The 13,898-nt window shown below is 63.6% G+C and carries 8 protein-coding genes and 1 tRNA gene; 2 read left to right on the top strand and 7 right to left on the bottom strand.

Annotated elements, in window-relative coordinates:
• Window positions 1-200 precede the first annotated feature (200 nt).
• The 6 genes from EWE75_RS05520 to EWE75_RS05545 form a co-directional block, all read right to left on the bottom strand.
• Complete coding sequence (locus EWE75_RS05520; RefSeq protein ID WP_130155671.1) at window positions 201-1,199, bottom strand: LysR family transcriptional regulator; 999 nt, start codon at window positions 1,197-1,199, stop codon at window positions 201-203.
• A 190-nt stretch (window positions 1,200-1,389) separates the two neighbouring features.
• The gene (locus EWE75_RS05525; RefSeq protein WP_165388273.1) at window positions 1,390-4,005 is read right to left on the bottom strand and encodes a family 78 glycoside hydrolase catalytic domain; all 2,616 of its coding nucleotides are present in this window, start codon (window positions 4,003-4,005) and stop codon (window positions 1,390-1,392) included.
• 218 nt (window positions 4,006-4,223) lie between these two features.
• Complete coding sequence (locus EWE75_RS05530) at window positions 4,224-7,433, bottom strand: TonB-dependent receptor (RefSeq protein ID WP_130155673.1); 3,210 nt, start codon at window positions 7,431-7,433, stop codon at window positions 4,224-4,226.
• Window positions 7,434-7,517: 84 nt separating this feature from the next.
• On the bottom strand, window positions 7,518-8,513 hold the full coding sequence (locus EWE75_RS05535) for a FecR family protein (protein WP_130155674.1): 996 nt from the start codon (window positions 8,511-8,513) through the stop codon (window positions 7,518-7,520).
• Complete coding sequence (locus EWE75_RS05540) at window positions 8,510-9,109, bottom strand: RNA polymerase sigma factor (protein WP_231708228.1); 600 nt, start codon at window positions 9,107-9,109, stop codon at window positions 8,510-8,512. The genes EWE75_RS05535 and EWE75_RS05540 overlap by 4 nt, the downstream gene beginning before the upstream one ends.
• A 473-nt stretch (window positions 9,110-9,582) precedes the next feature.
• Window positions 9,583-9,657: transfer RNA gene (locus tag EWE75_RS05545), tRNA-Thr, on the bottom strand.
• Window positions 9,658-9,720: 63 nt separating this feature from the next.
• Between EWE75_RS05545 and EWE75_RS26040 the strand changes: the two genes are divergently transcribed.
• A complete protein-coding gene (locus tag EWE75_RS26040; RefSeq protein WP_282432665.1) occupies window positions 9,721-9,855 on the top strand; it encodes a hypothetical protein in 135 nt (44 codons plus the stop codon).
• On the opposite strand, the gene EWE75_RS05550 is transcribed toward EWE75_RS26040, so the two are convergent.
• Window positions 9,845-11,641 (bottom strand): aminopeptidase P family protein, encoded by a 1,797-nt coding sequence (locus EWE75_RS05550; protein ID WP_130155675.1) that lies wholly within the window; start codon window positions 11,639-11,641, stop codon window positions 9,845-9,847. The two genes, EWE75_RS26040 and EWE75_RS05550, sit on opposite strands and share 11 nt — an antisense overlap.
• Window positions 11,642-11,767: 126 nt before the next feature.
• On the opposite strand from EWE75_RS05550, the gene EWE75_RS05555 reads away from it, so the two are divergent.
• The gene (locus EWE75_RS05555) at window positions 11,768-13,831 is read left to right on the top strand and encodes a S9 family peptidase (protein WP_130155676.1); all 2,064 of its coding nucleotides are present in this window, start codon (window positions 11,768-11,770) and stop codon (window positions 13,829-13,831) included.
• Window positions 13,832-13,898 lie beyond the last annotated feature (67 nt).

Below are 13,898 nucleotides of genomic sequence, written 5' to 3' on the forward strand. Positions count from 1 at the left end.
CGCGCCGCCCCATGCGCAGACAACGTCGCGCATCCGACCGAACGGAAACCTCGTGATAAAACGGACTCGCCCTGCGGCGAGACAATGTGGTCGTTACCAAGACAGCAACAACCGCGGCCGTCCTCCTGTCGCCGGCATTCCCTGTCGTGACGCTTGCGGCGTCCGCTGGAATTTTCCGTCTAGGAAAGGCTATGCTTCACTCAGATGACAGGCAAATTCGAAATGTTCATGCGAGCATGAGCGGGATCGATGCCCGCGTTCGGGACGTGAGCACGGATCTGCTCCACGAACCACGCAACCATCGGGTCACGCCGATACCGCGGCCATTGGGCGAGGATGACATTCGGCTTGCGCGGAAAAGGGGCGGTTATCACCCTGAGCGGCATGATCGACGCGTAGTTTTGAAAAAGCCAGGAACTGCCGGTCGCAATCAGATCACTTCCGATGACGATAGTAGGTAGCGTCGCCTGGGACGTGCTGCGTACGCAGATTCGGCGGGCGCGCAAAAGGTTTGCGCCAAGGGGGTCGAGCGGAAAGGTCTCGGTCATTTCATCGCGCGCGACGATGTGTCGTGCGGCTCGGTACTGGGTCTCGCTGATGTCGTCGACATTGTGCAGATCGGGATGTTCGTTCCAGATCATGCAGGCGGCGTAATCGGTAATGATTGGCAGGCTCTCCAATCCGCGGATCGCGGCCTCCTCGGCCACCAAAACCAGATCAGCACCCTGATCAAGCGAACGGTCCGGCGCGTTGACGTCGATCGGCATCAGATTAACCGTCAATCCCGGCGCCAAGGCGGACAGGGCGCGCAGCACCGGCCCGAGCAGCATCTGTTCGATCGTCTCGGACGTGGCGATGGTAATGGTCTGCGTCGTAGTCAGCGGATCGAAGGTGAGCGAAAGGCTCAGCGCACCCTCGACCTCACGCAGCACGCGCCGAACCTCCGGGCGCAAGGCCTGCCCGAGCGGTGTCGGATACTGGCTGCCGCCCGTATAGGTCATCAAATCGTCGCCGAAGTGATCGCGCAACCGGCGCAGCGCGTGACTCATCGCCGACTGGCTGAGCCGCACGCGACGCCCCGCCTCGGTCAAGGTCGGGGCCTGCAGGATCGCGTCGAGCGGGTACAGCAGGTTGAGGTTGAGCCGGTGCACCGGCGCTTCCGCTATCGGGGAAAACGCATGATCGTTGCTCTCAGCCAAGGTCGCCCTTTCCTACATCGCGGTACGAGCAAGCATGGCGCAACGCGGTAAGTAACGCACGCCCTGAGTCGCTCGATCGAAAAGACCGGCGCCCCTACGACGCCACTCTGTACGAGAGCGCGACCAGATCAAGAATTTATTTAATAATATCAAACAATTATTCCGCATCTCCGCCCAACGTCGTTATGGCCTAACCCAGGCTGCCCTTTGTGTCGTTCCAAGTGATGCGGCACGGCCCAGGCGGCAGGTCCTTCAAATTTATCACCCCAGCGTGCGGTTTGTGCAGTCTCGTCATTCCCGCCGCATGTATCGTGACGGATGGCGCTGTAGATGGGCAGGTGAAGTGGAGATCTGCACGGCTGTTGGCGGGCACGCCAATCTCGAGAAACCCGGCACTCCCACCGCGATACGCCACGCTGGCAGGCCCGCGGATGGTCGGAACCTCGGTTCGAAAATGCGCCAGCCTTCCAGGTTGTGGTGCAAACCGCAGGCATTCGGCCCCTGGCTTCGTGATCGTCACGCCAGCGAGGTGGTTCGCGATGATATTGACCGGCCCGGTCGCCCAGGCGTGACTGAAGGTCGTATTCGGCTTGAGCGATGGATCCCAGGCCTCCATCGTGATCGTCGCGCCCCAGCGTTCGATCATGTTGCGCCACGAGGACTCCCCGGCGCTGGTCATCAGGGCGAGCGCCGCATCGGCCTGCCCGCCGCGATACAACGCCTCCAGCAGAAACTGCGATCCGTAGACGCTCACCAGCATATTCTGCCGGGCGAGGTATGCGGCGGCGATCCCGGCCACCGGATCGGAGGCGAGGCCCAGCGCGACGGCGAACGCGGTGGCGTGCTGCGAACTATGGCCGGTGCCTATCCCATCACGATACCGGCCGTCCGGCAGCAATGCCGCCGCGTTCAGCGCGTCGCGCAGGCGGTTTGCCATGCGGTGGAACGTCGCGGCCTGATCCGTGCGGCCGATCACCGTCGCAATGTCCGCCAACGCGACCAGCGCCGCATATTGCCAGGCATTGACGACCGTGTTCACTCGGCAAAACACGAAGCCGTCACGGTTGCTCTTCGGCCAGTCGACCAGATCGCCCCAGGCTTGGCTCGATTGCCCTGGATCCTTTTCTACGAGGCCCGCAGAGTTGATCCTGTGGATCAACTGCGTGTCGACCATGGACTCGAAATGGGTCCGCAAAAACCGGTCGTCGCCCGTGGCCATGTAATCGCGCCAGGCGAGGATCGGCGCCATCAGCCGATATTCGGTCGGCCAAGTCGGCTTGGAGAGAAGATATTGGTTGGAATAGCGCGCCAGCGCGAAGGAGCGCTGCACGGCATATTCGGACAGTTGGTTGACGATCGCATCGCCTTCGTACGGGCCGCGCTCGCGGGCGGGGGTGTCCTGATAGAGGTCCATGCGCGTCGCGCGAATGGAATAGGCGCAAAGGTCGCGGACCTTGTCGAGATTGGGGTCGGCGCTTTCGAACGGTGCTTCCTCGCGCCAAGGCAACGCCAACGACCGCATCCGTGCCCATACCAGGGTCACGCCTTGCGGGAGGAGTATCTCGGCCCAGCGAAAGGGCCGATAGCCCCAATGCTCGAAATCCTGTTCGCCGTCTCGCAAGGTCCAAAACTCGCGATACGTCTGTCCGCAGCGCAACTGGTATCGGACATCGCCGGTTTCGGTGAGCTCTTCGCCCAGGCGAACGTCCACGACCGCGCCTGCGGGACCCGCCAGTCGCAGCATGAGTCCGCCGACCGCCTCTTTCCCGAAATCGAGCAGGACGCTCCCGCCGCGCCGATCGATCCGGTGCGGCGCGAGCGCATCGAACACCATCGCCTCGACGATCTCGGGGGTCGCGGCGGGCAGCGTACCGCGCGCGAGCGGCGGGCGCCACGCGCGATCTTCGAAGCCCGGATCGCGCCAGCCGACCGGCTCGGCGCGCGCGTCGATAGCTTCCAGCGGCGCCTGGTAGAAGCCGCCGCCGGTATAGCCGGATGTCACATGCCAGCGGCCACCATCCATCGTCCGCCAGCGATTGTCGCTGGCGACCGTGGTGCGCGATCCATCGGCGTTGAGCAGGACAAGCTCGGCCTGGAAGGCATGGCCGTCGCTGCTGTAGCATTGGCTGGCCAACACGTTGCCGCCGCTCCGAACGAGCGATGTGACGTCGAAGGTCGCGTAGCGCGGCTGCGCATCGCCCTGCGGCGACCGTGCAGGGCCGACCCCCACCAGCGTGCCGTTCAGCCATAACCGGAACACAAACTGCCGTGCGGCTTCCGGCGATGTCGCGGTCACGCGCAACCATGCCAGTACCGGCTTGACCGCCACCGTGAAGGCGCGGCGCAGCAGCGCCCAATCGGCCGGCGTCCGGGCGTCCGTTCCCGACGCCCAGATCGCATCACCGCCAAGGTGCCGGGGCGCGGTGATCAGGAGCGCCGGTGTCGACCAGAGCGATCCACGCCCGGCACCATCCCATGTCTTGACCCGCCAGGTATAGGCCCGGTCGGGTTGCAATAGGGCGGCCGGCACCGGCACCGCAATGCTGTCGTTCGAGGTGACGCGTCCACTATCCCATGCCGTTTTTCGCGTCGCGGCGTCGGCGATCTGCACCTGGTAAAAGGCCTGTGTTGCCGTGGTGTCGGGTACGATCCAACTGAGCCGAATGGCATCGCACGGCACTGCCAGACCCGCCGCGAGAAGATTGGATCGCAGGTCGTGCGGTGCCGACGCCCGACCGGCCGGATGCGCGATGCCGGCGGCGGCGGCCCATGACGCAGGCGCGAGCAGAATCGCAGCGGACGCCATACCCCCGCATAACGTCGATCGCCTCGTCCAGAGTTCGGGTCGTCCATTCATTCCTGCGCTCCCTAACGATCACCCGATCCGCGCCAGCCGCTTCAACCCCCAAGACCTTCGTGTTCCCGTGGACCACTGAAAGGATTCCCCCGGGAGTCCCATGATCGTTAGGCAATGATTTGCATCCTCAAGGAGGAATCACGGCCACCTTGGGCGCTCCGGCAGGGTCAGAACGTGCCGTGGAAGCTCAGGGTGAAGGTACGGCCGTCATAATCGACCTGCCGTGGAATTCCCTCGACGACCTGATACTGGATGCGCTTGGCATCGTTCAGATTGAAGGCATCCAGCGACAATGAATACTGCTCGTTGAATTTGAAGGACAGCGATGAGTCGATCTGTCCGCGCGTTGCTACAAAGCTGTTTCCGCCGGTGAAACTGTTCGCCCCCGTCAAAGAATATTGGTCGCGCCAAGTGTATACGACGCGAACACCAACGTTCTTGCTTTCATAATAGCCGATGACATTCACATTGTTCTTGGACACACCGGGCAATATCGCCTTGCTGCCGTTCGAGTTCGTGCCAGAAATGCTTGTGTAAGAATAATTGACCTGCCCGCCGAGATTCTTGAGCAGCCCGGGAAGGAAGTTGAAGTCCTGCTGGATGGTAAACTCCACGCCGGTGACCGTTATCGGGTTTGGCTGGTTGTAATTGCCGGATGCAGTGATGATCGCGGGATTGCCAGCGACAAGCAGATTGCTGAAGCAGGTCGTGCCGACCGTCGTCAGTTGCCCAAGCCCAAGCGCCGAGGCATCGGATGGGCACAGCTTGTCCTGCCGGTTTTCCGGCGCGATCAGATTGGTGATGACTTTGCGGTATAGGGCAAGCGAGATGACACCGCCCGGCCGATTGTACCACTCGATCGAGGCATCCTCGGAACTGGCGTAATAGGGTTTCAAGTCGGAGCCGCCATATTGGATCGCATACCCCGTCGAATTCGGGCTGACGGTGGTGGTCGGCGTGAGGGTGCGGAATACGGGCCGTACGAACGCTTTGTTGTAGCCCGCGCGCAGCACAAGTTTCGGTGTCAGATTGGCAGACAGAAACGCCGATGGCAGGAAATCGTGATACTCTTGGCGGAACTGCGTGGGAACGAACGCCGTCGCACCGCCAGACGTCACCTGCTGGGACAATGCGTTAATCATCTGTCGGGTCTGTTCGTAATGGACGCCGGCATAACCCTTCACTGGTACGCCGGCGACTTCGAAGCCGAGTTGTGCCTGTGCATAGGCCGCGAAAATGTTGCGGCGCGCCTGAAAATTGTAGAGCGAATAGGCAGAGTTGGTCGGATCGTTGATCCACCCGGTCGGCGTAACGACATCGCCTGTGGCGGTCGTCACCGGCTGAAGTCGCGAAACGATGTAGTCGTAGTCGAGCTGCGGCCATTTCGAGAGGTAGCTCCCGCCGCTTCCGCCGAAGAAACTGCTCGCCGACGGATTGTCGGTCAGGAACTTGCCGTCGATATTTTGCGTCTGCACGCCCTTTGCACTCGTCCGATAGCCGCGCGAGGTATAGCGATCCTGCTGATAGCGCGCGCCGATCGTGATCCCGGACAGGATCGGGAGATCGAACTTGCGCTCGATCTCGCCCTGCGCCGCCCACACGCGGTTCAGGCCATAGGCCGATGAACCCGCCACGACGATCTGGTCGCCGTTTGCCGCCACCTGCGTCGGCTGGTTGCCGGCGGTCCAGGTGAACGGGCCGGACGGGACGATCACCGCCGGGTCGCGATTCAGCGTCAATTGATAGTCGCCGATATTGGCGCCGCCGGAATTGAACACGCCGCCGGTGCCGTTGCCGGCCGCCGTCGGCAAGTTGCGCACATCGATCTGGGTTTCGACGGCGTTGTTCTCTCCGCGCGAGTCCGTCAGCGTACCCGACACACGCCAGACGTCGTTCTTCCACTCGGCAGTGCCGATGATGTCCCACATCTGCTCGACCAAAGGCTGCGAGCGGACGGAGTCGTTGATCTGGATATTCGAATAGTTGAAGCCCTGTACATAGGCATTGCCGTCGCCCTGCACGGCGACCGGCGTGTTCGGACTGATGATCGCGCGGGCAGACCGCATGTCGAGTTCAAGCAGGTTGGTTGAGCTGCTCTCCAGATTGCGCCGCGTGTAGAACCCGGTAACGCCGAAGCGGAGTTCGTTGGTAGGCTTCCATTCCGCACCACCCGCTGCGGTCAGCAATGAGCCCTTGTTGAACCTGATCGCCTGGCGCTGATCGGAGGCGTACAGCACGCCGGTCGTCCCTTTCGCACCCGTGCCGTTCGCAGCACAGACGCGTCCACTGGTGCAGGTGCCGTTGCTGTTGAAAGGCGCATAATAGTCCGCGAACGATGCGAAGCCGGGTGTCGTGGCTGGCGACAGCGGGGAATAGGCATTGAAGAAGATCGAGTCTCGGCGGAATTGCTCTTTCTTGTAAGCCACCACGCCAAACACGGCGAAGTCCGACGAAAGATGTTTGTTGTATCCGATCGTACCCGACGGCGTCGCGTATTTGCCGAGCGTATCATATTCGCCGGCCAGCTTGAAAAAACCGCCGTCCTTGCGCGACAATGCGGGCTGAACCTGAAGATCGACGATGCCGGATAGCCCGCCGGCCTGATCGGTCGCTGAGATCGTCTTGCGCACCGCGATTGCGGAGAACACGTCGGCATTGAACGCGCCGAGCGGGGTCGCACCGTCAAGCACCGGGTCCGCAAAAGCCTGTCCGTTGATCGTGTAGCGCGCGTAGGTGCCGGGCAGCCCGCGCAGGTTGATGGTTGCGTCGCGCGAAGCGGCTTCCCGGTTGATCTGTACGCCGGGGATGCGCTGCAACGCTTCTCCCACATTGAGATCAGGGAAGCGGCCCAGCCCGTCGGAAGAGATGCTGTCCGAAATGCCGATCGTGTCGCGCTTCATCTTCAACGCGTCGATATAGGACTGACGAAAACCCGTCACGACGATGTCGGCTGCGGCGGTTTCGACAGCCTCGGGTTCATTCGCCGTTGGCGGGGACTGCGGCCTCGCATCACTGGTCGCTTTGCCCACCGACACGGGGGCGGGCGAGGGCACCTCTTGCCTGATCGACCCCGTCTTGGGGGCGAGGACCGTGTAGGTATGCTCACCGGTCTGGCGCGTGATGAGCCCGGCTCCCCGGGTGAAGCGCTCAATGGCCACGGGAACGGTCATCGCGCCGTGCACGGCGTTGCCGCGCTTATTCGCCGAGACGTCGCGCGCGACCAGGATCTGAACGTCTGCCTGTTTGCCGATCTGGATGAGTCCCGGCGCGATCGGCTGTGCCGGTACGTCGAATGCTCTGGTCTGGGCCAGCGCCGGTGTAGCGGTCGAAACAAAGCAGGTGAGCGCAGTCGTCCCGCAAAGCAGCTTCAGCGTCATGGCATTCTCCCCCAATTTTTTTGTCAGATGCAATGCACCTGCCTAAGGAAAGAGACCCCGAACGCGGACTTACCCTTAAAAGAATTATGTGATCGGTTTGATTTGCCCGATCCGAATTTCGTCCGCCCGGCTGAAATCCACCGGAACATCGAAGCTTGCGTTCACCGCGCGCGCAAACCCGTCGATGTCGTCGGTTCGGAAAAAGCCATCCAACCGCTTGCCCGCTATCTGTGGATCGAGCAGTACGAGCCTGCGCCTGTTATAGCGGTTGAATTCGCTGATCGCATCGGCAAGCGGTTCGTCGACCAACTCGATCCGGCCGCTCCGCCACGCGAGCGTATGGTCGCTTGAGGTGGTGGCGACGGCAATGTCATGAACCTGCGCGGTGTCGGCCATGAACACGCTCTGCCCCTCGACCAGCCGGGTTCGCTTGGCGCTTACATCTTCCGACCAGATTTCGACCACGCCTTCCGTCACGACGACATCCGCGCCCGCCTCGCGACGGCGAACCGAAAACGCAGTACCGACCGCCAACACGCGGATCGGGCCACTTTCGACCAGAAACGGTCGCGCCCGGTTTTTCGCAACCTGGAACCACGCTTCACCCTGCGTCAGCCGGATATCGCGGCGATTACGTCGGAACATCACGTCGACTTCGCTGCCGGTGTTAAGCGACGCGATGGAGCCGTCGTCGAGGGGTACGTGCCGGATTTCGCCAAGATCGGTACGCAGGACCGTGCGGGGTCGAAGCAACACCGTGCCGCCGACCAGAGAGGCGGCAAGTGCCGTACCGCCGCCGGCTATCACTGCGCGCCGGCTCGGCAGGCGCCGGGATCGAATACCGTCGGTGTTCGGGGCGCCTAAATCGGGCACGTCGTTATGGCGCGCGGGCGGTTCCGCAGTCGGGCGCAGCATCGTCCACATCGCCTGCGCCTGCAGCAGTGCGCCGTGGCGGCTGGGATCGACCGCGAGCCAGTCTTGCAGTCGCGCTTCGTCCGTAGGCGACCAATTGCCCTGATCCATGCGCGCCACCCAAGCGTTCGCCTCGTCGCGCATATCGGTCAGGCTCGGGCGGCTCATCGAACTTTGGCTCCTGCCTGATGTCGGTCGTCAGACCTGCTCCAGGTCTCGGCATCACGCTTGTCCCAGGCCTCGCGAATCGCTCGTAGGCCGATGCGGATCTGAGCTTCTACCGTCTTCTCGCTGATCTGCAGATGCGCGGCAATCCGCTTTTGCGGCCAATCCTCCAGCTTTCTCAGTCGGACGATTTCGCGGCACCGGTTCGGCAAGGCATCGATCAGGGCGATGATCTTCTCATAAATCAGACGATCGGACATCTGGTCCTCTAACCCGAGTGCCGGACTATCCTGGAAGGCGTCCACTTCGGCGATCAGTTCGAGCGAAACGATGCGCTGCCGGCGATGGCGACGGGCGAGCAGATTTCGCACGATCGAAAAGAAATAGGCGACCGGGCGATCAATGTGGTCGACGCTCTCCAGCAACGCAATGCGGCAATATGCGTCCTGCAACAGTTCGTCCGAGTCTTCGGGAGAAACCTGCCAGCGGCGCAGCCAAGCCCGAATTCGTGGCTCATATGGCATGATATTCTCGGCGACCCACGCAGCACGCCGCTGACGCGTGAGCAGCGCGCTGGACGAAAGACCACCGTCATTCATAAGCCATCCCCCCGGATAAACCCGCTGATCGCAAGCCCTTGTTTTGATCGTGATGACACAGTCTGCGCATCGTACCAACCGCGCGACGAAAAGGACGCCAGTCGCTGCGCTGTTGGAAAACCTGAGCAGCCGCCTCAAAGGTGTCGATAGGCGATCTGGAACGTCTGGTGAGCAGGAGAAGCCGCCGCGAGCGTCATTCCGACGACACCCGGGAAGCCGTCACTCGACAAATAGCACGACCCAATCGCCGCCAGAAATCGTGCGCGTTTACAGCCATCGGACACCGAAGGCGCCTAAGTGTCAGCGCTCCGTCTCGGTCGACCCCGCTTCCGAGTGACCTTGAATCGCTCGTGGAGACCCGCAGAGGAACGGTAGCTGCTTAGGTATTGCCTAGTTGAAAAGGGGCGGCGCTCTGACTAAGCATCAGCCACCGCCCTTTTCGCCTCAATCCCTTGAAATTCAAGGGAGAAAAATGGTGCTGCCGGTGAGGATTGAACTCACGACCTCAGCCTTACCAAGGATGCGCTCTACCACTGAGCTACGGCAGCATTTCCGGTTATCGCGGAGCGCGCGTAAGAGACGAGGCGGGCGACGTTGTCAAGGCTGATGCGATGAGTGAGACCAAGGAAACGCGCGAAGAGCGGCTCGCAGCGGCGCTTCGCGAGAATTTGCGCCGCCGCAAGGCGCGTGCGCGGGGTGCCGACGCCGCCGATTCGCGCCCGGAGACCGACGCGCCTAGCCGATAGGCGCGCATTTCGCGGTCAGCCACGCGCGCTCGGCCTCGTCCATCTGCGGCGCGAGCACCGCGACCACGCGGGCGTGATAGGCGTCGAGCCACGCCCGCTCGGCCGGGCTGAGCATCTCCGCGACGATCAGCGCGCGCTCGATCGGACAGAAGGTAAGCGTCTCGAAGCCGAGCATCGCCTGCTCTCCGCCGGCGATCTCGCGCGGCTCGACCAGAACGAGATTCTCGATGCGGATGCCGTATTCGCCGGCCTTGTAATAGCCCGGCTCGTTGGAGAGGATCATACCCGCGCGCAGCGGTTCGGACGGGCCGCCGCCGGGGTAGAAGGGCTGCGCGATCCGCTGCGGGCCTTCATGCACCGCCAGATAGGCGCCGACGCCGTGGCCAGTGCCGTGCGCGTAATCGAGCCCTGCTTCCCACAGCGGGCGGCGCGCGAAGCCGTCGAGCTGGCCGCCGGTGGTGCCGGACGGGAAGATCGCGGTGGCGAGCGCGATATGGCCTTTCAGAACGCGCGTGAAGCGGTCGCGCATCTCCTCGCTGGGCGTGCCGACCGGGATCACGCGAGTCACGTCGGTGGTGCCGTCGCGATACTGCCCGCCCGAATCGACGAGGTAGAGCTGGCCCGGTTCGATCGGCGCGTTCGACTCCTCGGTCACTTTATAGTGCGGGCTGGCGCCGTGCGCGCCGGTCGCCGAGATCGTGTCGAACGAACTGTCGAGCCACACGCCGGTCGCTTCTCGGAACGCCTGGAGCTTGGCTGCCGCCGAGAGTTCGGTCTCGCCGCCTGCGGGCAGCGCGGTCTCGGCCCAGCGCAGGAACCGCGCCAATGCGGCGCCGTCGCGGGCGGATGCCGCGCGGTGGCCGGCGATCTCGGCGGGGTTCTTGGTCGCCTTCGCCAGCACGGCTGGGTCGCGCAAGGGGAGCACGGTCGCGCCGCCGGCCTCAAGCGTGTCGAAGATCGCAGCGACCGCGCGTTCGGGATCAGCGGCGACGCGCTTGCCCGCGAATCCGGCCAGCGCGGACGCGAAATCGGCGCGGTCGCGCAGCCGCACGGCGTTGCCGAGATGCTGGCGCACCGCATCGTCGATCTTCTCGGGCGCGACGAACAGCTCGGCGGTGCCGTCGGCATCGACGATCGCATAGGCGAGCGCGACCGGCGTGTGCTCGACATCACGGCCACGCACGTTGAGCGCCCAGGCGATCGAATCGAGCGCGCTCAGCACCACCGCATCGGCCTTCCGCTCGGCCAGCCAGTCGGCGATCAGCGCACGCTTCTCCGCCGAGGATGCGCCGGCGACGGCATCGTCCTGCACCACCAGCCGCGCGTCCGAGGGCGCGGGTCGGTCGGGCCAGACCGCATCGACCGGATTGGTATCGACCGGCACCAGCGCCGCGCCGCGCTCGGCGAGTGCGCGGCTCGCCTCGGCGACCCACGCGCTGGTGTGCAGCCACGGATCATAGCCGATCCGCCCGCCCTCGGCGGCATGCGCGCCGAGCCACGCCGAAACGCTGGTCGCGGGCACGCCGACGAACTGCCAATCCTCGGCGGAAACCTGCTCGCGCACCTGCAAGGTATAGCGCCCGTCGGTGAAGATCGCCGCTTCCTGCGGCAGCACCACCGCCGTGCCCGCCGACCCCTGGAAGCCGGTCAGCCACGCGAGCCGCTGGGCGTATTCGCCGACATATTCGCTCATATGCTCGTCGGTCAGCGGCACGACGAAGCCGTCGAGCCGGTCGCGGGCGAGCTGTTCGCGAAGGGCGGCGAGGCGGGCGGAATAGGTCGACATCTTCGGTCCTGCGAATGGCGTGTGAAAGCGCGCAGTGTATGCGCGGGCGGATGGAGACGCGAGGGCTTTCACAGAGCTTCCACGGGGCCATTGCCGCCACGCCGCCCGCACCCTAGGTCTGCGCGCATGACCGAGACCCCAAAGCCGCCCATCGCGGCGCAACGCCCGCACAGCTTCACCACGCACGGCATCACGATCGAAGATCCGTATGCGTGGCTCAAGGACGCGGGATATCCCGACGTCACGGATAAGGACGTGCTCGCCTATCTCGATGCCGAGAACGCCTATTTCGAGAGCATGATGGCGCCGCACCGCCCGCTGGTCGACCGGCTCTACGAAGAGATGAAGGCGCGCATCAAGGAAGATGAATCCTCGGTGCCGCAGAAGGACGGCGACTGGCTGTACTGGACCGCGTTCGAGACCGGCGGCGAGTACCGGCAATGGTGGCGCAAGCCCGTTGCGGGCGGCGACGACCAGTTGATCCTCGACGAGCCGGCGCTGGCTGAAGGCAAGGAATATTTCCGGCTCGGTACGCTGTCGGTCAGCAACGACGGCACATTGCTCGCCTATGCGATCGACGACAATGGTTCGGAACGGTTCGAGTTGCGCGTCAAGAACCTCGAAACCGGCGAGCACCTGCCCGACGTGATCCCGGGCACGCTCTCCGAAATCGTCTGGACTGCCGACGACAAGGGGTTCCTCTACGGCCTCGCCAACGAGCAATGGCGCACCGACAACGTCCGGCTGCACTGGCTCGGCACCGATCCGAAAGACGATATCGAGCTGTTCCACGAAGCCGACGAGGGCTACCGCGTCGGTGTTTCGGAGACGAGCGCGCGCAACTGGATCATCATCGGCACCGGCGATCATGTCACCAGCGAAGTATATCTGCTCCCCGCCAACGATCCGCTGGCGAAACCGCTACTGGTCTCGGCGCGGCAGCCGGGGCGCGAATATGATGTCGATGAGCATGACGGCATGCTGTTCATCCACACCAATGACACCGATCCGATGTGGCGGCTCTGCACGGCGTCGATCGACGCCCCGGGCGAGTGGCGCGAGCTCATCGCCCCCTCCTCGCATTTCTACATGACCGGCGTGTCGTGCTTCCGCGGCTTCTTCATCGTCGATGGGCGCGAGGACGGGCTCGATCAGGTCGAAATCCACCGCTACGATTCGGCAATCGCGCCGCAGCGCATCAAGTTCCCCGAGTCGAGCTACGACGCCGGCCTCGGCGACAATCCCGAATATGCTATGGACGTGCTTCGGCTCGGCTACGAATCGATGGTCACGCCGGGCACGGTCTACGACTATGACGTCGCCACCGGCGAGATGACCGTGCTGAAAGTGCAGGAGATCCCCTCCGGCTACGATGCGGCCAAATACCGCACCGAGCGGCTCAAGATCACCGCGCGCGACGGCGTCGAGGTGCCGGTGTCGATCGTCTACCCCAAGGATTTCCCGAGGGACGGTTCGGCGCCGCTCTTCCTCTATTCCTACGGCGCTTATGGCCACGCCATTCCGCCGGGCTTCTCGACCGGGCGGCTATCGCTGCTCGATCGCGGCTTCGCTTATGCCATCGCGCATATCCGGGGCGGCGACGATCTCGGCCAGCAATGGTATCACGACGGCAAGCTCGAAAAGCGCACCAACACGTTCAACGATTTCGTCGATGTGGCGAAGGGGCTGATCGGGCAAGGCTGGACCAGCGCGGGCAAGATCGCCATCGCGGGCCGCTCGGCGGGCGGCGAGTTGATGGGCGCGGTGGTCAATTCCGATCCCGAATTGTGGGGTGCGGTGATCGCCGACGTGCCGTTCGTCGATGTCCTCAACACGATGCTCGACGACAGCCTGCCACTCACACCGGGCGAATGGCCCGAATGGGGCAATCCGATCGAGGACAAGGCCGCGTTCGAACTGATCCACAGCTATTCGCCGTACGATCAGGTCGCCGCGCACGCCTATCCGCCGTTGTTCATCTCGGGCGGCCTCAACGATCCGCGCGTGACCTATTGGGAGCCGGCCAAATGGGCGGCGAAGCTGCGCGCCACCAAGACCGACGACAATGTGCTGCTCCTCAAGACCAACATGGGCGCCGGGCATGGCGGCAAATCGGGCCGGTTCGAGTCCTTACGCGAAGCGGCCGAGGAACATGCCTTCGTGCTGTGGCAATTGGGGATCGAGGGTTAGGCTCCTGTCCGTTCGTCCCGAGCGAAGTCGAGGGATACGCCCGGAGCGCAGGTGCCTCGTCACGAAC

The organism is Sphingomonas populi (genome assembly GCF_004208535.1).
In the GTDB taxonomy this organism is placed as follows: domain Bacteria; phylum Pseudomonadota; class Alphaproteobacteria; order Sphingomonadales; family Sphingomonadaceae; genus Sphingomonas; species Sphingomonas populi.